Here is a 19,587-nt window from a genome sequence, read left to right on the forward strand (position 1 = left end):
CGCCGCCTTCGCGCTCGAAGACCAGAAGGAAGGCATGGCCGCCTTCGCCGAGAAGCGCAAGCCGAGCTTCAAGAACCGCTGAGGTCCGCCATGTACCAAACCCTCGAAATCGAACGCGCCGGCAAGGTTGCCACCATCTGGATGAACCGCCCGGCCGTCTTCAATGCCTTCGACGAACAGCTGATCGACGAACTGACGATGGCCTGCCACGAACTCGACGCCGACCCGGGCGTCCGTATCGTCGTCCTCGGCGGCCGCGGCAAGCATTTCTCGGCCGGCGCCGACCTCAACTGGATGAAGCGCGCCGCCCAGTTCAGCCATGATCAGAACGTCGAGGATGCCCGTCGCTTCGCCGGCATGCTGCGCACCCTGTCCGGTATGAGCAAGCCGACCATCGCCCGCGTCCAGGGCGCCGCGCTGGGCGGCGGCACCGGCCTGACGGCCGCCTGCGACATGGCGGTGGCAAGCACGGACGCAGTTTTTTCGACCTCGGAAGTGAAGTTCGGCATCATCCCCTCGGCAATCAGCCCCTACGTGCTGCGCGCCATCGGCCCGCGCCACGCGCTGCGCTATTTCCAGAGTGGCGAGCGGATCAGCGCCGAACGGGCGCTGGCCATCGGCCTGGTCGGCGAAGTCGTGGACGGTGCGGAGCTCGATGCCTGCGTCGGCCAAATGGTCGAAGCATTGCTGCAAGGCGGCCCGCTGGCGCAGAAAGCGGCCAAGGAACTGATTGCTGCGGTCAACGGCCGAAAAATCGACGATTCCGTCAGTGAGGAAACGGCCCAGCGCATCGCCCGCCAGCGTGCCACCGAAGAAGCCAAGGACGGCATCGCCGCCTTCCTCGACAAGCGGCCGCCGGGCTGGCTGGCCTGAGGTAAACCGAACTTCGCCCGCCAGCATAGTCAAATGCTCTACGAATGCCCGTAACAAGGAGCAAACGATGAGCGCACAAAATACAAAACCGGATCATCTGGTGCTGCTGGTGGCGACCCGCAAGGGTGCCTGGCTCTATCACGGCGATGCGGCGCGACAATCCTGGCGGGTCGATGGCCCGCATTTTCTCGGCCATATCATCAACCACCTGGTGCTCGACCCGCGCGACGGCCGCACGCTGCTGGCGGCAGCGAAAGCCGGCCACCTCGGGCCGACCATCTTCCGCTCGACCGACCTCGGGCAAAGCTGGCAGGAAGCGGCCAAACCGCCGGCCTTCGGGCCGGCCGCCAACGGACTGGCGGCGCGTTCGGTCGATCACACCTTCTGGCTGGCACCGGGCCACGCCGCCGAGCCCGGCGTCTGGTACGCCGGCACTTCGCCGCAGGGGCTATTCCGCTCGACCGATGGCGGCATGAACTGGGCACCCTTTTCCTGCATCAACGACGACCCGCAGTACCGCCAGTGGTTCGGCACGGTGCAGGACGGCACACCGGACGGGCCGAAACTGCATTCGATCATCGTCGATCCGCACGATGCGCAACACCTCTACTTCGCGATGTCGGGCGGCGGCGTCCATGAGTCACGCGATGGCGGGCAAAGCTTCGTGCCGCTGGTCGATGGCATGGACGTGGTCGAAGGTTTCGATCCGACGGATATCAGCTTTCATGATCCGCACTGCGTACGCCTGTGCCCAAGCAATCCGGACCGCCTCTACCAGCAGAACCATTGCGGCATCTACCGGCTCGACCGGCCGGGGAGCATCTGGGTACGCATCGGCCGCAACCTGCCGACGGAAGTCGGCGACATCGGCTTTCCACTGGTGCTGCACCCGCGCGACGACCGTACGGCCTGGGTCTTCCCGATGGACGGCACCGAAGTCTGGCCGCGCACCAGCCCGGGCGGCCGCCCGGCGGTTTATGCGACACGCGACGGTGGCAGCAGCTGGCAGCGCCACGATGCTGGCTTGCCGGCCAGCCAGGCATGGTGGACGGTCAAACGACAAGCGATGACAGCGGATCGGCAGGACAGCATCGGCCTCTATTTCGGCACGACCAGCGGCGAGTTGTGGCATAGCCTGGACGAAGGCCGGCAGTGGAGCTGCCTGGCACGTCACCTGCCGGAGATTTATGCCGTCGAGACGGCCTATCCGGGCTGAATGGGCGACCCCGATGCGTGTGCTGATCCCGAGCGCCCTGCATTCCTATACCGGCCGGCCCTGGGTCGATGCGACAGGCACGACAGTGGCGGCACTATTCGACGATCTCGAACGACAGTTTCCCGGCATCCGCTTTCGCATGGTCGATGAACAGGGACAGATTCGCCGGCACATCCGGCTGTTTTACCAGCACGCCATGCTGTTCGATCTGGCGACGCCGCTGGCGGCGGACGGCGAACTGCTCATCGTCCAGGCCTTGAGCGGTGGCTAGGTCGGCACCTTGGCTTCGCCGTGCGCCCCGAGCCGCAAGGAGAGCGCCTCGGCGTGCCGGAGCAGGCTTTTGACGACCTCCCCTTCCGGGCTGGTATCGAACATCCCCTGGACGCCCACCACCAGCAGGGACATCGTGATTTCGTTCTTGAAATTGAAGACCGGCGCGGCGACGGCTTCGACGCCGGCAACCCTGTGCTGACCATTGGTCGCCGCGTAGCCGCGGGCGCGAATCTCGGTCAGCAGGGCCTCGACGCCTGCCTTGCTCTTCAATTCCGGCGGCAGCGCCGGCTGCTTCAACTCCTCGGCGAGCAGCGGCGCGATGATTTTTTTCGGCATCCAGGCGGCAAAGACCCGGCCGGTTGCCGACATCAGCAGATCGAGCACCGTGCCGGTAATGACGTTCACTGTGATCGGCCGGCGCGGCCGCTCCCAACGCACGATGACCGGCCCCTTGTCACCCCACACCGCCAGTGCGGTGGTCTGGTTGATCTCGTCGCGCATCTCGGCGATGACGTTAAGGCCGAGCCGGACCCGATCCAGCCGGTCGAGGGCGACCAGACCGAGATTGAGCGCGAAGGTGCCGAGATCGTAGCGCGAGGTCATCGGGTCCTGATCGACCAGGCCGGCCCGGATCAGGCTGACCAGGTAGCGGTGCGCCTTGGAGGCCGGCATGTCGGCCGCCGCGGCAATATCCTTCAGCATCATCGAGCGCTGGCCGTCGGCCATGGCGCGCAGAATGCTCATGCCGACTTCCAGTGACTGGACTCCGTGTTTGCCTTCCAATTCATCGCTCATGGCCTGCCTCTAAATTCCGTTATTCAAAACTCGTTCTATAATACAACATAACCGAACCGAGAAAGAGCCCAAATATGACCCCACTACGCGTTTATGCTATCGACGGCATCGTCCCGGTCGTCGATCCCACCGCCTACGTGCATCCGAGTGCCGTGCTGATCGGCGATGTCATCGTCGGCCCCGGCTGTTATGTCGGGCCCTGCGCCAGCCTGCGCGGCGATTTCGGCCGCCTGATCCTGGAAGCCGGCGCCAACCTGCAGGACACCTGCGTCATGCATGGCTTTCCCGGCACCGATACAGTGGTCGAAGAGAATGGCCATATCGGGCATGGCGCCGTGCTGCACGGCTGCCGGATCGGCAAGAATGCCCTGGTTGGCATGAACGCCGTGATCATGGACAACGCGATCATCGGCGAATCGAGCATCGTCGCTGCCTCCGCCTTCGTCAAGGCCAGCCAGGAAGTGCCGCCGCGCTCACTGGTCGCCGGCGTGCCGGCCAAGGTCATCCGCCCCCTTTCCGACCAGGAAATGGGCTGGAAAGCCGATGGCACCCGCACTTACCAGGAACTGACCAGGCGCTGCCTGGCAACGATGGTTGAAACGACGCCGCTGACGACAATCGAAGCCAACCGCAAGCGCATCGAGATGCCGGATGTGGTGCCGCTGACCCAGCTAAAAAATCCAGGGCGGCAAGAATGAGAAAAGCCGGCTCTGCCCGGCTTTTCTTAGCTGAAAAATACTCTTTGGTTCTTTAGCTGACTGTTTAGACTCGGCGTTCCAAATTTGCGTACCGAACGTTCAGCCACCCTCTGCATTGAGCGGGAACAGTTTCTTGTCCATGGCTCGCTGTGCAGCTTCCCTCTCGCTCTGGAGGCTCTTGTCCTCGGTCATGTCGGAGCGAATCGGACCCTGTGCCCCTTGTGGGGTCGACCAGGATTCATGCTTTACATCCATGGCGCTTCCTGAATAGATGAACGGGCCATCACCCAGGTGCGCCTGAATACGATCATGCTCGTCTGCAGCGCTAACCGTACCTACGGGTACGAACAGACCAATCATCACGCCACAAGCAAGTGCTGAAAAAGTAGTTTTTCTCATGATGTTTCTCCTAGGATCAAATCCTCCCTTGAAGTGACATCGTCAAAATGTCGACCTCCCGATATTTCCTCGGTTGTCGGTCGTCCGCCTGAATCGACTACGACTCACACTACGATATTTGCAGTCTGAGTCATTTCAGGATAAGGATAAGATTTCGCCGCATAAGAATGGTTCGTGTTTCAGCACAAAAAAAACGGCCCCGATCCTCACTTTTTGTCCTGCATCTTCTGCAACGCAGCCGCACTCATCGCCTGAGAAGTATCGGCCACCGCAAGCAAGGTTCCCTCGCCCGGAATAGCGTCGATGATCACATCCCGCATATCGAACAAGGCCAGCACATCGGCGATGAAAGTCTTATGTTCAGGCGGCGCATTCAGATACCAATTGCGAAGATAATCCTGCAAGCTGCTGCTCGCATCGCCGGGCTCCAGATTCAGGTAGGACAGCGACGACCAGTTCTCCGGATCGCTCTGAAACAAGGGCAGCAACAGATTAGCCACCACTTCATTTTTTTCCCGCAGATAGGGATTCTGCCGCAACCTTTCCTCATTGCTCATCAACCACTCGGCCAGCGGCGCGTGTGGTGGAAGCTGACGATGTCCTTCGGCAATCAGCAGGTCGAAAAACCGGTTGAGTTTTTCTGTTTCCTTCCTCCAGTCGGGTGATGGCGGATTTTTTTCCCAGGTCGCCGCCAGGTTTTTCAGCGTGTAAAGCGACGCGGTTTCGCAGAGGGTTTCCTCAAACCACTGGTTGTATTTGCTGTTCCCTGGCCGAGCATTTTCTTCATAGTTCGACAGGATGTGGCACAACTCATGGGCAAACTCGTAGGTGTATAGATGCCAGTTCTCCCCCCGGGCATGCAACTCCACCCGATACTCGCCTTTTTCGCCACGCTCGTAGAGCGCTACCGGATTGCTGTCCGTATGCGTGACGACAATCGGCACCACCAGCTTCTTCGGCAGTCTCGACATCAATTCGTCGGCAACTGAATAGAGCACGCTCTCGATCATCTCCTTGCGCGCGCTGCCCCAGCCCTCTCCTTCCACCTTGATGGTCAGGCCGAGCTTGCGGCTGTTCACCGGCTTTTTCTGCGGCCCTGCGAAGCTGGTGGATGAGTAAATCACCGAGCAGAGTATTGATGCGATGATCAGTGGCAAGCGCATGGGGTACCCCTTTCTCGACAAGCCGGCCGGCTTTCGGACAATGGAAACTCCCGAACTTCGTAGCCGAAACGTGCGCCATGCTTTCTGGCTTAGAAAGCATATAGACCAGCAGAGTTCGCGGCAGGAGGCAAAAATTTTCTGTTACGTAGCAAATGAAGTATGCGCTCATCAAATAACAGCGAAGGAAATTTCCTTTACTCCTGATTTTTATCACATCAAAAATTTAAATATGCAACCACCCTCACTTAACTCCGAGCAAGGCTCCAAGAACGATTAAATTATTATTTTAAAACCACCCAAAAACTCAAAATAGATCACCTTAACGCCAGATCAAAATCACCGAATATAATTACCAAGCACTTCTTTCACCTCATCTTTTGACAGCCTCTTTGAGCTTAAAATTGACTCAAGGTCGCCTTTTGTTAGCGGGTAATCGTTTAATAACTTCAAGAGATCATCTTTACTCGGCACCGCCGCATCAATAGGGTCGATTTCGGTTGGATCTGCCAAGTCTTCGAGCTTTAATGGCGTGCGATCTACGTTTATATAAACCTTGTATCGTGTAAAACCCTCTGGGTAAGACTTATCAAAATACAACACCGTCCCTCGCGGAAGCATATGCAAATTTTTTGACCCGATATTGCTTGACAACATCAACGGGTATTCAAGCCTGTGTACTTTCGTCATTGAATCACGCCTAAAAATTAAGTTATTTGCAGAAAACAATAGAATTATAAAAACAGCAGCAAAACCAACTATCTTTCCGATTTTGTTCATTTTCCAGTACCGTAAACATCTATACGCAGAGGCTTTACGGCATCCTCTGAATGTAAAAATTTCAGCAAATTAGCAGGCAAGAATAGTCGAGACGCCCCTCCTTTTGCCTTCAACGCCAACCTTTCCGCAAAGCTCAATACATCTTCAGGCTTGTTATACCTTTCAGATCCTCGGTCAATTTTTGGAATAGCTTGCTTGGCAGCATCCAAACTCAATGTTGTGCAATTGGGTCCAAGTGCATGGTAATCAGTAGCGAGCCTGTAGACATTTTTTTGGGGATTACTCTTGCCTTCAATCAATTTCCCAGATTTCATAAGGCCGTTGAAATAACTGTTCGACAAATCACCTTCATGATCAAAAACGCCATATACAAATCCGGTCGTTTTTCGCTGCAGCGCAACCTCTCCGTTTATATAGGGTTGAAAAGAGCTCCATACTCGGAGTATGCCGTCACCACTCTCACCAAAGGTTCCGGTTACTTTCCCATAACGCCCAAAATCATAAGTCAAATCAGATGCTCTCGTTTTTACGCGTAGCGCGGTATGCCCGTATCTATGTTCCTCCCCTGACGAATCAGTGTAAGCACCTCCCACCAAAATATGTATCTCTGCTTTTGGCTTGAGCTTGTCCTCGGCAACACTCTTAGGCGTATTGTTGGTAGTCGCTTCAAATGGTTTCTGTCCACTAGCCATTTTATGCCTCGACGGGTGGCTTTTCACCCCAATAAACCTTTATCGCTGTAGGCTCGGCAGATCCAACGCGCATGGTTTTCCCGTCATGATCGGTAAATCCATAAAAAACCTCGCCATCTCCCGTCACGATTTTGTATGGCATCTCAGCGATAGGCTGTCCAGTTTCCGAATGCATCGCACGACCTTGTTCATCAAATAACTTCACCCTTGAGTCTGGCAGCCTATCCAATGGTGCAGCCCCCTTCCCCGGCCCCACAAACGCATGCCCATTCCCCTTTACCGAGAATTTCCCCGGGCAGGCGAAGGTGATGTTGCCGCCTTCGAGCGTCACTGAGCTTTGCCCGGCCTGCAGCACGATCTTTTCCTTGGCCAGGATATGGATCTCGTCGTTGCTGCTGGTAATGGTGAGGGATTGGTCGGCCAGGATTTCCATCTCGTCGGTGTTGGCCTGGATGCTGTGCACCCCGGCCTGGGCGATGCTTTTGATGCCGCCGCCGTGGCTGAACCAGCTGACTCCCTCGCCGACGGTGGTGGCGAAGGTGTGGGCGCTGGCGATGTGGAGGTCCTGTTGCACGGTGGCGTGCAGGTGTTCGCCGGCAAAGAGCAGCGTACTGGCCGGGCTGGCGAAGCCGATGTCGGCCGGGGCTTCGCCGAGGATGAAGGGTTCGGCGAAACGCTCGGTAGGCTCGCCCAGTTCGCGACTGCCGGGCTTGGCTTTGCGGGCCGGCTGGCCGGCGACACTGGCGGTGAATTTGCCTTGTTTTGCCGGGTCGACCGCAGCAATCAAGTCGCTTTGCGCCTGATTGACCTGGAGCGGCAGCGCGGTTTGTGTCGCCGCCGCCTCGGACAGCGCCTTGGCGGTTTGCTCGGCAGCTTTGAGCTGGGCAACGGCTTCGGCGATGTCCAGTTGACTGCTCTGTGCATTGGCCCGTGCGCTGGCCGAGATCAGCATGCCTTCGCCGGCCCGGACGACCAGCCAGCCGTCGGTGCGGAGTTCAAAGCCGCTGCCGCGCCAGGCGCCCCGGCTGGCGCTGTCGGGCGACTGGTGAATCAGGTGGCCGAGCCCCAGTTGCCCGGCATTTTCGCTGGTGGCCAGGCGGGTACGCAGTTGTTGCGGGGCGTCGTCGATGACCCACTGGTTATGCCCTTCTTCAAAGTTGTGACTCATCCAGCCGGAGAGTACGCCGGGGTGGTTGGCACCGGCTTCGTGGCCGGCGCTGAACGGCGGCAGATCGGCGCCGTTGTAGGCCTGGCCGACGATGACCGGGCGGTCGATGTCGCCATCGACAAAATCGACCAGGACCTCGGTGCCGATACGGGGCAGGAAGTGGCTGCCCCAGTTGGCGCCGGCTTGCCATTCGGCGACCCGGACCCAGGTGCCGGATTGGTCGTTGCCCGGTGCGTTGCCGGTCTTGCCAGCCGAGCGCGGGCCGTTGTCGACCAGTCCGCCGGGATTGGCCGAGGCGCCGCGCTGCCAGGGAAACTGGATCTTGATCCGGTGATCGCGCTCCGTGGTCAGCACGCTGCCGGGCAGCCCGACGACGAGGGCACTCTGCGGCCGGGCAACGGGTTTGGCAATGATTTCGGGGACGACGGCGATCCCGGCCGGCTGGGCCGTCAGTTGGCTGCGGTAGCTGCCGGCCTCGACGTCGGTGCTGCCGAGCAATTCGGCGGCCTGGGCGCCGAGGTTGTTGGCGCCGTGGTGATCAACGGCGAGGACCGTGAAGCGGGCCTGTTCACCGGCATGCGCTTCATGCTGGGTCAGCGTGAAGCGCGTCCCTTCGGCCAGTTGGCGCACGCTGCCGGCGCCGCTGAAACGGCGATAGCGCGCCTCCTGGGCGGCCAGCATGAGGTCGGTACGTAATTGGGCTGCCGCACTGTCCTCGAAGCGGTAGGCCCGGGAGGCGTCATGGATTTCGAGGCGGGGCAGTTCGCCGTTGTCAAAGCAGCTCTTGGCATCGGCACTTGTCGCGACCAACGTTTTGTAGTCCCAGCCGGCAACGGAAACAGCGTTGGGGAGAACGCTGCGGCTTTCCTGCCAGAGATCGAGGGTATCGCTGCTTTCGGTGGCATTGCCGCGGTGAAAGCGGATTTCCGGTTGCAAATTGGCCGGTAGCTCCGTTTCACGATCGAAAATGATCAGCTGATGCCGGGCATGCGTAGCGTCGTCGCCGGCGGCGGCCTGCTGGTTGTGTTCGAAGCGGAAGGAGAGCCCTTCCTCGGCCAGCAGGCGGCGAACGTAGGCCAGGTCAGTCTCCCGATGCTGGATCGAAAGACTGTGGGTACGCAGTTTCTGGGTGACCTGACTGCGCCAGTTTGCCTCGGGGTAGTCGCTCAGGATCTGGCCCAGGATATCGAGGACGGTTTTGTCCTGGAACAGGTAATTGTCTCGACGCTGGCCAAGAAAGGCCAGGAATGGCTCCATCACCAGCCGGTAGCGGGCCAAGCCGCCATCGGCGCCAAGTTGCACGGCCTCGGTGACATAGCCATGCCACGAGCGTTTGCTGCCGTCGGCCTGCAACAGGCGCAGGGTGATCTCTTCACCAAGGAGCTGTCTGAGATCGAAATGGGCGTTGCTTGAAACACAATCGATTTCGAAGCGGAAGGCTTCCGAAATGCCTTCCCGACCCGAAAACCGCTCGACGAGCAGTGCGGCATCGGGTAGCGCGGTCTTGATTTCCAGCAGGCGGGCATGCTGCGAAAACAGTGTATCGAGCAAGGAGATGGGCGACATTGGGCTGACCGAATATGCCAAAAGAATGCGATTGCATCATGACGATGGCAAGACGGTCAAGGGGTTTAGCAAAGCCGGAAGGTGCGCTTTTGCCGCGGCGAGCGCAGGAACGAAGACTAGAATGGGGCCAACTATTTAATGCAGGCGAAAACGAATGAGCCATACGAAATCTTGCGAAGTCGCACTCGCCGTCAAAACCACCGCCGAATTGATCAAGGGCCTCGACGATCTGCGCACGGCCTGGAAGCACGACCCAGCCAGCGTACCCAAGGGCTTGTCCTGCTCGGAATCGAAGGAAGGACAATTCATCCTGGTCGCCGCCGAGTCGGCTTTCGTTACCCTGCCCGGCGCCTGCGTCATCAAGGGGATCGGGGCCATCGAACTGGCCGGGGCGGGACCGATCTTCGAGGAGGGGGCCAACTCGAAAGCCCTGATCGTCAAGGCAATGCCGGAAGGCTGGCGGTTTTCCGTCAAGTTCGTGCCGCCGATCGTCCGCAAGCGGAATTTGAAGTAAGGCGCCCCGGATTCCGCAGCTCTCGGCCCAGCTTAGCTGCCCAGCGGGTCGTACTGCGAAAAACGCTCGGCAAAGGCGGCATCCTCGGCCGGCACACTACCGTCGGCCAGGCAGAGCAGCTTGTCGAGATGACGATTGGACAGCGGCTCAAGGCGCTTGTACAACTCCTTGCAGAGCAGGCGGGCCTGTTGGCCAGGCCAATCGGCGGGCAGCAGGACTTCCGGCAGCTCCGGGTCGCGCAGCAGCAGGCGGCGATAATCGTGAATCAGCACGGTGCGCAGCAGGAAGGCATCCTGCTCGCTGACTTCGTCCAGATTGTCACGCTGCAAATCGGTCAGGATCGGCTGGTACACCGCCACGAAAGCGGCATAGGCCTCGGCCAAGGCACCCAGGTCCCAGGCTCGGCGGACCAGGTCGGAGTCGCTGGCCGACTGCGCCGAGCGCGAATCGGCCGCGAACAGCGGCAGCAAGGCCCCCAGCGAGTCGGCCAGGCCTTCGGCAATCAGCGCATCGAGTACGCTGGACAGTTCGGCACTGGGGTGCACGAAGCAATCCGCCCCCAGGGCGCCAAAACCCTGCCAGAACAGGGCGCGCTTGACCTGCTCGCGGGCCTTGGTTTCCAGTTCGCCAACGACCAGAATCAGCCGCCAGCGGCGGTCCCAGAGTGGCGCGTGCGAGGCGTAAATGTGGCGCGAGGCCTCTTCGAAACGCCGGCGCCCGGACGAAGTCAGCACATAATCGGCGCGCCGGCCATGGGTTTCGGTCCGCAGCCACTCGTCCTTGGCCAGGCGGAAGACCGAGGTGCGGATCAGGCGCTCGTTGAGTTCCAGCGGTTCGAGCAGGCGGATCAGGCTGCCCAGCCAGATGCGGCCGCCGCGCGGCAGGATTGCATCGCCGAACACGGAAATGATCAGGGAAGCAGCCTGCACGCGGCGTTGTTGCCTGAATTCGTCCAGACGATTTTGGATGGAGTTGCTCACGGGTTGGCGGCGCAGACCTGAAGGTTCAATAGCGATTATTGGAGGGCCGGCCCGACATTGAATGCCTGTTTTATCCCTTGCCGGCGTATCATTTTCAGCGAGGTGAAAGCATAGCAAAATACGCGATAATTTCGAAGATTATCCGTTAATCCGACACAATTCGATACAGTTTTTTATTGATATAAGTATTTTTGGTAGCACTTACAGCACATAAAACCAGTACGCCAACGCATTGCCGCCGAGCGCAGGCCCGGCTAAAGTCGGGGCATCCCCGGCTGCCTCGGGCTTTAATCTCCGGCAAATGACATGGGCCTGCTTGAAAATACGCTGATCATCCTGCTGCTGATCCTGGCCAGCGCCTTCTGCTCGATCTCGGAAATCTCGCTGGCTGCCGCCCGCAAACTCAAGCTCGAACAGCTCCGCGACGAAGGCGAGGCGCGGGCTGTGGCGGTGCTCGCCTTGCAAAACCAGCCCGGCCATTTCTTCACGGCGATCCAGATCGGCCTCAACGCCGTCGCCATCCTCGCCGGCGTCCTCGGCGAAGAGGCCTACGCCCCCGCCTTCTCCAGCCTGTTCGGCCAACTGGTGGCGCCTGAAACAGCCGACCTGCTCGGCTCGCTCAGTTCCTTCCTGCTGGTCACCGCTGCCTTCATCCTGATTGCCGACCTGATCCCGAAACGAATCGCCATCGCCGCCCCGGAACGCATTGCGCTACGCATCGCCGGCCCGATGCTGTTCAGCCTGAAAGTGCTGACCCCGCTGATCTGGGCCTTCAACGGCATCGCCACCCGTGTCATTGCCCTGCTCGGCCTGCCGGCCACCCGCCCGGAAGATGTCACGCCGGAAGACATCGTCGCGATGGCCAATGCCGGCGCCGAAGCCGGCGTCGTCGCGCGCCAGGAGCGGCAGATGATCGAAAACGTCTTCGAGCTGGAAATCCGCACCGCGCCGTCGACGATGACGGCGCGCGAGAATATCGTCTGGCTCGAACGCCAGGACAGCGAGGAGACCATTCGCGCTCGGATCAGCGCCGAACCGCACGCCAAGTTCCCGGTCTGTCGCGGCGGCATCGACCACGTCATCGGCTACGTCGACTCGAAGGACATCCTCAGTCGCCTGCTCAATGGCGAAGCCCTCTCGCTGCGCGGCGACGGCCTGCTGCGCAACGTGCTGGTGCTGCCCGAAACGCTGACCCTGGCCGAGATCATCGAGCAGTTCAAGGCCATGCGCGAGGATTTCGCACTGATCACCAACGAGTACGGGCTGATCGTCGGTCTAATCACGCTGAACGACGTGACCAGTACGTTGATGGGCAATTCGATGCTGGCCCCGGCCGACGAACAGATCATCCAGCGCGATGCCAATTCCTGGCTGGTCGATGGCCTGACGCCGGTCGGCGATCTCGAACTGGCACTCAACATCGAGCCTTTCCCGGACGACGACCAGTTCGAAACCATCGCCGGCTTCCTGATGTACGTGCTGCGCAAGGTGCCGCGACCGACCGACAGCGTCGTTCATGCCGGCTACAAGTTCGAAGTGATCGACATCGACAACCACAAGATCGACCAGTTGCTGGTCACCCGCCTGGACAGCTAAAGGGCCGGGATAAAACGCCGCCAGGCATTGTCTACCGCCGTGATACGCCCAAAAATTCGCTCAATTCGACTTGTTTCCTCATTCCGCAAAGGCCACAACCATGACGCACTGGATTTCGCTGCTGACGCTTTCGGCGCTGCTGGTGGCCGGCCCGGCTTGGGGTGAAGTCTATAAATGCCGGACCGCCGATGGCCGGGTCGAAATTGCCAACACGCCCTGCGCAAGTACGGCCAGTACCCTGAAGACCCTGCCCGACGAGCAAGTCCCGGAAGCCAATCGCCAGCAGGCCGAACGGGATGCCGAACGGATGCGCGATTACGTCGAGAAACGCGAAGCGGCACAACGGGCCGAAGAGGCCGCCGAGCGTCAGCGCCAGGCCAGCCAGCGGCAAGCAGCAGGCAGCGCCAACGTCGGCACTGGGCGCAGTGTCGATGAATGCCTGCGCGATCTCGACCGGCAGGCTCTCGAAGTAAATCAGCGCGCCTACCTGGAAGCTGCCTGCCGCAGTAATCCGCAGGCCCAGCCGGTCTATGTGCCGGTCCCGATGACCGTCCCTGGCTATGGCTACGGCGGCATCGGTTATCCGCGCCCCATGCCACATCCCCATCCGAGGCCGGACGTGAATCCCGGACCGCCCGCCGGCCCGCCGGTTTCCATCTATCCACCGAACAGCAAGAATAAATCCCGCTGAGCGGGGCTCCGGCGTCCCCCTCGGTGTTACGAACTCAGGCCGTCTTGTGTTCCGCGCCGTCCTTGCTCTGGCTGCCCAGCGTCAGCTCGGTATTTTCGCTGAGCGCAAAGAAGAAGGCTTCCACCGCCTTCGGTTCGCCACTCGCCGCGAACGTCGTCTGACCGCACTCGCACTGGCCAACCCAGATCGCATCGAGGCCGCGTAGGCCACGCGTGCTGACCGGGTTGATCGTCGTCACGTCGCCACCACAGCCGTTGCAGACTAGTTTCTCGGGGCGCGTCGCCTCGAGCTTGGCCTGCGCCTGGGCGATCCGTTCGGCCTGACTGCCGCGATTTTTTGCCTGTCCCATCTTCCACATCCCCGCTTTGTTCGATAAAGCGCGGAGGATAGCCGGGGCCACCGGCGCTGTCGATTGCCATGGCATCTGTGGCAAACTCGCCGAATGCCCAAGGCATGTCCATCCACCGTCCGCCCGCCCCCTGCGCCCATGAAAAATCGCCACCGCCTCACCCTCGCCAGCCTCTTGCTCGCCGTGCTACAGGCCCAGGCCGCCACGGTCCAGCAGTTCCAGCCCCAGGGCAAGGTCGCCGAGCAAAGCCGGGTGACGGCGCGCTTCAGCGCCGACATGGTCAAGTTGGGCGAGAGTACTGCTGCGGCACCGTTCAGCATCGACTGCGCCGGCATCGCCGGCGAAGGCCGCTGGATCGATGCGCGCAGCTGGGCCTGGCAGATGGCGCGCCCGTTACAGCCCGGCGAACGCTGCATTTTTGCCCTGAAAAGCGGGTTGACCGCAGGCAATGGCGAAACCCTGAGCGGCAAGAGCCGTTTCGAGTTCTTTGGTGCCGCGCCGCGCCCCTGGCGCCTGCAACCAAGTCCCGGATCGTCGATCGAGGAAGACCAGGCCTTCGTCATCAATGGTGGCGGCCCGCTCGATGCCAAATCGCTGGAGGGCAACCTGTGGTGCGAGGCCGACGGTATCGGCCAGCGCATACCGGCCCGCCCGGTCAGTTCGGAAATCCGCGCCGCCGTGCTCGACCTCGCCGGCGGCATGAGCCGCGATGCCCTGGTCGTCAGCTGCAGCCAGAACCTGCCGGCCGGCAGCAAGATGAAACTGGTCTGGGGCAAAGGCATCCAGGCCCGCAACGGCACGCCGAGCGAGAAGGAGGAAAGCTTCATCTATAAGGTGCGCGAGCCGTTCAAGGCCACCCTTAGCTGCGAACGGGAAAAGGCCGGCGCGCCCTGCTCCCCCCTTTCGGCCATCACGCTGACTTTCAATGCCGGTTTCGACGCCCGGCTTTTGGGCAAATTCCGCTTGTTGACCGGCGACGGCCCGCGCCGTCCGCTCGACCCGAACCAGAGAAACGGCGAGCAGGAAGCGGTCTTCCGCTCGCTCAGCTTCGCCCCGCCCTTCCCGCAGAGCGCCGAGCTGACGCTGGAGATCCCGGCCGGCCTCAAGGATGAAGCCGGCCGGCCGCTGAGCAATGCGGCCAGTTTTCCGCTGCCGACCCGAACCGGCAAGCTGCCGCCGTTGGCCAAATTCCCCGGCAGTTTCGGCATTGTCGAACTGAAGGAAGGCGGCCTGCTGCCGGTCACTCTGCGCAATGTCGAGAGCAGCCTGAAGACCGGCCGCCTCGCGCTGCCCGGCAGCCATCGCTTCAGCGAGCAGCGGCTGACCGAGGACGCCGACGTCATCGCCGCCATGCTGGCCCTGGAGAAATTCGAGCAGCAGACCGCCAAGGTCCGCCTGGAGATCGACGGCAAGCGCGAGGAGCGCTTCGACCCCTACTACGCCCGCGAACTCTCCTTCCTCGCCAAACGCCCCGGCGTCAGCAAGCAGGAACTGCCCAAGCCGGGCGGCAGCAGCGAGTTCGAGGTAATCGGCATTCCGCTCGGCAAGCCGGGCTACCACATCGTCGAAATCGAGAGCCAGTTGCTCGGTACGGCGCTGCTCGCCACGCCGAAGCCGATGTACGTACGCGCCGCGGCGCTGGTCACCAACCTGGCCGTGCATCTGAAAACCGGCCGCGACAACGCGCTGGTCTGGGTCACCGCGCTCGATTCCGGCCAGCCGGTGGCCGAGGCCGAGGTGCGCATATCCGGCTGCGACGGATCTGCGCTGTGGCAGGGCAAGACCGACCGCCTCGGCCGTGCCCTGGTCGACCACGCGCTGCGCACCCCGAACTGCCGCAACAGCGCCAGCTTCCTGTTCGCCAGCGCCCGCCTGAACGGCGACTACAGCTTCGTCCGCTCCGACTGGAACGAGGGCATCGAGCCCTGGCGCTTCGGCGTCGAAACCTGGGGCGAAAGCGGCGACTTCAAGATCCACAGCATTCTCGACCGCAGCCTGTTCCGCCAGGGCCAGACGGTGTCGATGAAGCACATCGCGCGCAGCCGCAACAGCCGGGGATTTGCGCTGCCAGAACTGGCGACACTGCCCGACAAGCTGGTCATCCGCCACCGTGAAAGCGGCACCGAATTCACCCAGCCTGTAAGTTGGGATACCCAGGCGGCTGCGGTCAACACTTGGAAAGTGCCGGAATCCGCCAAACTCGGCACCTACGACATCGCCCTTGCCGGCGGCAAGCGCGGCGAAATTGCCAGCGGCGAAATCCGCGTCGCCGATTTCCGGCTACCCGTCTTCACCGGCAGCGTGCAGGGCGTGCCGGGCCGCCAGGTGGCACCGGCCAAGGTGCCGCTGGCGCTCGGCCTCGCCTTCCTCAACGGCGGCGCCGCCAAGCATGCCGAAGTGCAGGTTTCGGCGACGCTGCGCCCGCGCTGGCCGGAGTACCGGAATTACGAGGGCTACAACTTCCAGATCAATTTCGACGAAGAGGCCCGCGCCGCCTTCAAGGTCGACGACGGCCGTGAGGAGGAAACGCTGATTCTCGACAAGCAGGCCGTCAAGCTCGACCAGGCCGGCGCCGGCAAGCTCGACGTCGCGCTGCCGGCCAAGCCGAAGGGGCCGAGCGAGGTCTATGCCGAAATGAGCTTCGCCGACCCGAACGGCGAAATCCAGACCCTCCGCGGCCGCGTCGAACTGTGGCCGGCCGGCCTGACCCTCGGCCTCAAGGTCGCCGACTGGGCCTCGACCGCTGGCCAGAACCGCCTCGAAGTCGTCGCCCTCGACACCGCCGGCCAGCCGCTGGCCGGCCAGGCGATCAGCGTCAAGGCCAAGCGCCGCATCGACTACAGCCACCGCCGGCGTATCGTCGGCGGCTATTACGCCTACGAGAACAGCACCGAGTACAAGGAAATCGGCGAAGTCTGCGCCGGCCGCACCGACAGCCGCGGCCTGCTGCTTTGCGAACTGAAGGCCGGCGAGGCCGGCTCGATCTACCTGCTGGCCGAGGCGAAGGACAGCCAGGGCAATGTCGCGCGCGCCGGCACCAGCTACTGGGTGGCCGGCAGCGGCGACCTGTGGTTCACCGCCGGCAACCAGGACCGCATCGACGTCATCCCGGAAAAGAAGGCCTACGCGCCCGGCGAGACCGCCCGCTTGCAGGTCCGCACGCCCTTCCGCGAGGCGACGGCGCTGATTTCGGTGGAGGCCAGCGGCATCATCGAAAGCTTCGTCCAGCCGCTGTCGCGCTTCAAGCCGACCGTCGAACTGCCGGTCAAGGCCGACTGGGGGCCGAATGTCTTCGTCTCGGTGCTCGCCGTGCGCGGCCGGGTCGAGCCGCTCAAGTGGTACAGCTTCTTCCAGTGGGGCTGGCGCGAGCCGAGTAGCTGGTTCCGGGAATGGTGGAACCCGGAGCAGCCGACGGCCATGGTCGACCTGGCCAAACCGGCCTATCGCCTCGGCCTCGGCCAGATCGCCGTCGGCACCGAGGGCTTCAAACTGAAGGTCGAGATCAGCGCTGACAAGAGCGATTACCGGCCGCGCGAGGAAGCGACGGTGAAGATCAAGGTGACGACGCCGGACGGCAAGCCCGCCCCGGCCGGCACCGAGGTCGCCTTCGCTGCCGTCGATCAGGCCCTGCTCGAACTGCGCCCGAACGACAGCTGGAATCTGCTCGACGCCATGCTGCAAAAGCGTGGCTACGAAGTGCAGACCGCCACCGCGCAGGCGATGGTGATCGGCAAGCGCCACTTCGGCAAGAAAGCCCTGCCGCCCGGTGGTGGTGGCGGCCGCGCCCCGGCCCGCGAACTGTTCGACACCCTGCTCCAATGGCAGCCGCGAGTCAGGCTCGACGCCAATGGCACGGCGACGCTGAAACTGACGATGAACGACTCGCTCAGCGAGTTCCGACTGGTCGGCGTCGCCACCGCCGGCGCCGGCCTGTTCGGGACCGGCAGCGCCTCGGTCAGAACCAAACAGGACCTGCAGATCATCTCCAGCCTGCCGCCGCTGGTCCGCGAAGGCGACAGCTTCAAGGCCATGCTGACGCTACGCAACGGCACCGCCCGTACGATGACTCTTGCGGTCAACGGCAAAAACGGGGCAAATTCGCTCGCCGGGCAAAAGCTGACGCTGGCCCCGGAAAGCGCCGGCGAACTGAGCTGGAACGTCAAGGCGGCCGAAGGCGTCAGCAGCCAGCAATGGGAATTCAGCGCCCGCGAAGAAGGCGGCAACGGCCAGGACACGCTGCGCCTGACCCAACAGATCATCCCCGCCGTACCGGTCAGCGTGCAACAGGCGACTTTCACCCGCCTCGCCGGCCCCTACGAAGTCGCCGTCACACAACCGGCCGGCGCACTGCCCGGCAAGGGCGGGCTGGAAATCAGCCTGTCGCCCCGACTCGCCACGCCGCCGCCCGGCCTGAAACGCTTCTTCGAGGACTATCCGTTCAGCTGCCTGGAACAGAAAATCTCGATCGCCGTCGGCCTGCACGACGAAAAGCGCTGGCAAGCCATCGCCGAGACGCTGCCCGGCTACCTCGACGGCAACGGCCTGGCCAGTTACTTCCCGGGCAGCAGCGGCAGCGTGACGCTGACCGCCTACATCCTCGACCTCGTCACGCTGGCCGGCTTCAGCCTCCCCGAAGACAGCCGCCAGCGCATGCTGCAGGGCCTGACCGCCTACGTCGAGGGGCGTATAAAGAGCAACGAATGGGCGCCGGCCGACTACTTGCCGCAGCGCCGGCTCAACGCCCTGCAAGCCCTGAGCCGGCAAGGCCAACAGCCGACCCGCGTCGCCGCCGGGCTCGACATCGACCCGCTGCGCCTGCCGACCGCCTCGTTGATCGACTGGGTGCAGATCGTCCAGCGCCTGCACGAGTTGCCGCAACGCGAGCGGAAACTGGCCGAAGCCCGCCAGGAACTGCGCAATCGCCTGAGCTATGCCGGCGGCCGCCTCGTCTTCACCAGCGAACGCGAGGATTACTGGTGGTGGATGATGCTTAACGGCGACGCCAATGCCTTCCGGCTGATCGAAGCCATGCTCGACCAGCCGGAATGGCAGGACGATCTGCCGCGCCTGCTGCAAGGTGCGATGGAACGCCAGGTCCGCGGCCGCTGGCTGACCACCACCGCCAACGCCTGGGCGCGGGTGACGCTGGACCGCTTCGCACAGAAGTTCGAGCGCGAGCCGGTCAGCGGCAGCACGCTCGCCACACTGGGCAAGGCCAAGGCCGAACTCGACTGGAACAAGGCCGGCAGCGCCCCGCTCGCCCTGCCCTGGCCAACCCCGCCGGGCAAGGACGACAAGCTGGCGATCCGCCACGACGGCAACGGCAAACCCTGGGCCACGGTGCAACTGCTCGCCGCCATCCCGGACGGCCCGGCCCGCCAGATGGGCTACCGGATCAGCCGCCAGGTGACGCCGCTGCACGAAAAAACGCCGGGCAAGGTCAGCCGCGGCGACCTCTGGCGCGTCACGCTGAGCGTCGAGGCCGACCACGACATGAGCTGGGTCGCGCTGACCGACCCGATCCCGGCCGGCGCCCGCATCATGGGCGACGGCGACGGCCGCGACTCGGCCATCGCCGGCCTCGGCGAAAACCGCCAGCAGCGGGGCACCTGGCCGACCTACGTCGAACGCAGCTTCAGCGCCTACCGCGCCTACTACGCGATGCTGCCCAAGGGCCGCTTCACCATCGACTACACGCTGCGCCTGAACAACGCCGGCAACTTTGCCCTGCCACCGACCCGGGTCGAAGCGATGTACGCACCGGATGTGTTCGGCGAGTTGCCAAACGGAAGGGTCGTGGTTAGCGAATAGTAAAAAAGCTACGCACCGGCCCCGGG

At 62.3% G+C, this 19,587-nt stretch carries 16 protein-coding genes; 8 read left to right on the top strand and 8 right to left on the bottom strand.

Annotation, left to right across the window (positions count from 1 at the left end; genetic code table 11):
• The first annotated feature begins 90 nt into the window (after positions 1-90).
• The 3 genes from AT959_RS11235 (at position 91) to AT959_RS11245 (ending at position 2,360) form a co-directional block, all read left to right on the top strand.
• A complete protein-coding gene (locus AT959_RS11235) occupies positions 91-873 on the top strand; it encodes an enoyl-CoA hydratase/isomerase family protein (RefSeq protein WP_066883134.1) in 783 nt (260 codons plus the stop codon).
• 67 nt (positions 874-940) lie between these two features.
• Positions 941-2,089 (top strand): WD40/YVTN/BNR-like repeat-containing protein, encoded by a 1,149-nt coding sequence (locus AT959_RS11240; RefSeq protein ID WP_066883136.1) that lies wholly within the window; start codon positions 941-943, stop codon positions 2,087-2,089.
• A gap of 13 nt (positions 2,090-2,102) precedes the next feature.
• Positions 2,103-2,360 carry a ubiquitin family protein gene (locus AT959_RS11245; RefSeq protein ID WP_066883138.1) on the top strand — a complete coding sequence of 86 codons (258 nt, stop codon included), beginning with the start codon at positions 2,103-2,105 and terminating at the stop codon, positions 2,358-2,360.
• On the opposite strand, the gene AT959_RS11250 is transcribed toward AT959_RS11245, so the two are convergent.
• Positions 2,357-3,157: an IclR family transcriptional regulator gene (locus AT959_RS11250; RefSeq protein ID WP_066883139.1), complete on the bottom strand. Its 801-nt coding sequence runs from the start codon at positions 3,155-3,157 to the stop codon at positions 2,357-2,359. The genes AT959_RS11245 and AT959_RS11250 overlap by 4 nt on opposite strands.
• A 74-nt stretch (positions 3,158-3,231) precedes the next feature.
• Here AT959_RS11250 and paaY point away from each other — a divergent pair, with 74 nt between their 5' ends.
• Complete coding sequence (paaY, locus tag AT959_RS11255) at positions 3,232-3,855, top strand: phenylacetic acid degradation protein PaaY (RefSeq protein WP_066883141.1); 624 nt, start codon at positions 3,232-3,234, stop codon at positions 3,853-3,855.
• 99 nt (positions 3,856-3,954) lie between these two features.
• Here the strand turns inward: paaY and AT959_RS11260 are convergent, their stop codons facing one another.
• The 5 genes from AT959_RS11260 to AT959_RS11275 form a co-directional block, all read right to left on the bottom strand.
• On the bottom strand, positions 3,955-4,254 hold the full coding sequence (locus AT959_RS11260; protein ID WP_157651280.1) for a hypothetical protein: 300 nt from the start codon (positions 4,252-4,254) through the stop codon (positions 3,955-3,957).
• Positions 4,255-4,460: 206 nt separating this feature from the next.
• Positions 4,461-5,417, bottom strand: coding sequence for a hypothetical protein (locus AT959_RS11265; RefSeq protein WP_066883145.1), 957 nt, complete (start codon positions 5,415-5,417; stop codon positions 4,461-4,463).
• 336 nt (positions 5,418-5,753) lie between these two features.
• Entirely contained in the window at positions 5,754-6,194 is a 441-nt protein-coding gene (locus tag AT959_RS11270) for a hypothetical protein (protein ID WP_066883148.1), read from the bottom strand.
• Positions 6,191-6,886, bottom strand: a complete 696-nt coding sequence (locus tag AT959_RS20530) for a hypothetical protein (protein ID WP_083518356.1) — start codon at positions 6,884-6,886, stop codon at positions 6,191-6,193. Before AT959_RS20530 ends, AT959_RS11270 begins: the two co-directional genes overlap by 4 nt.
• Position 6,887: 1 nt before the next feature.
• Positions 6,888-9,620: a type VI secretion system Vgr family protein gene (locus AT959_RS11275; protein WP_066883150.1), complete on the bottom strand. Its 2,733-nt coding sequence runs from the start codon at positions 9,618-9,620 to the stop codon at positions 6,888-6,890.
• Between the two features lie 154 nt (positions 9,621-9,774).
• On the opposite strand from AT959_RS11275, the gene AT959_RS11280 reads away from it, so the two are divergent.
• Positions 9,775-10,134: a hypothetical protein gene (locus AT959_RS11280; protein ID WP_066883152.1), complete on the top strand. Its 360-nt coding sequence runs from the start codon at positions 9,775-9,777 to the stop codon at positions 10,132-10,134.
• 32 nt (positions 10,135-10,166) lie between these two features.
• Here the strand turns inward: AT959_RS11280 and paaX are convergent, their stop codons facing one another.
• Positions 10,167-11,114 (bottom strand): phenylacetic acid degradation operon negative regulatory protein PaaX, encoded by a 948-nt coding sequence (paaX, locus tag AT959_RS11285; protein ID WP_066883154.1) that lies wholly within the window; start codon positions 11,112-11,114, stop codon positions 10,167-10,169.
• A 306-nt stretch (positions 11,115-11,420) separates the two neighbouring features.
• Here paaX and paeA point away from each other — a divergent pair, with 306 nt between their 5' ends.
• On the top strand, positions 11,421-12,710 hold the full coding sequence (gene paeA, locus AT959_RS11290; protein WP_205629899.1) for a polyamine export protein PaeA: 1,290 nt from the start codon (positions 11,421-11,423) through the stop codon (positions 12,708-12,710).
• Between the two features lie 100 nt (positions 12,711-12,810).
• Entirely contained in the window at positions 12,811-13,401 is a 591-nt protein-coding gene (locus tag AT959_RS11295; protein WP_066883156.1) for a DUF4124 domain-containing protein, read from the top strand.
• Between the two features lie 34 nt (positions 13,402-13,435).
• Here AT959_RS11295 and AT959_RS11300 read toward each other — a convergent pair whose 3' ends face one another.
• Complete coding sequence (locus AT959_RS11300; protein ID WP_153131179.1) at positions 13,436-13,750, bottom strand: hypothetical protein; 315 nt, start codon at positions 13,748-13,750, stop codon at positions 13,436-13,438.
• A gap of 138 nt (positions 13,751-13,888) precedes the next feature.
• On the opposite strand from AT959_RS11300, the gene AT959_RS11305 reads away from it, so the two are divergent.
• Complete coding sequence (locus AT959_RS11305; protein ID WP_066883160.1) at positions 13,889-19,561, top strand: alpha-2-macroglobulin family protein; 5,673 nt, start codon at positions 13,889-13,891, stop codon at positions 19,559-19,561.
• Positions 19,562-19,587: the final 26 nt, after the last annotated feature.

The organism is Dechloromonas denitrificans, assembly GCF_001551835.1.
Lineage (GTDB): Bacteria > Pseudomonadota > Gammaproteobacteria > Burkholderiales > Rhodocyclaceae > Azonexus > Azonexus denitrificans.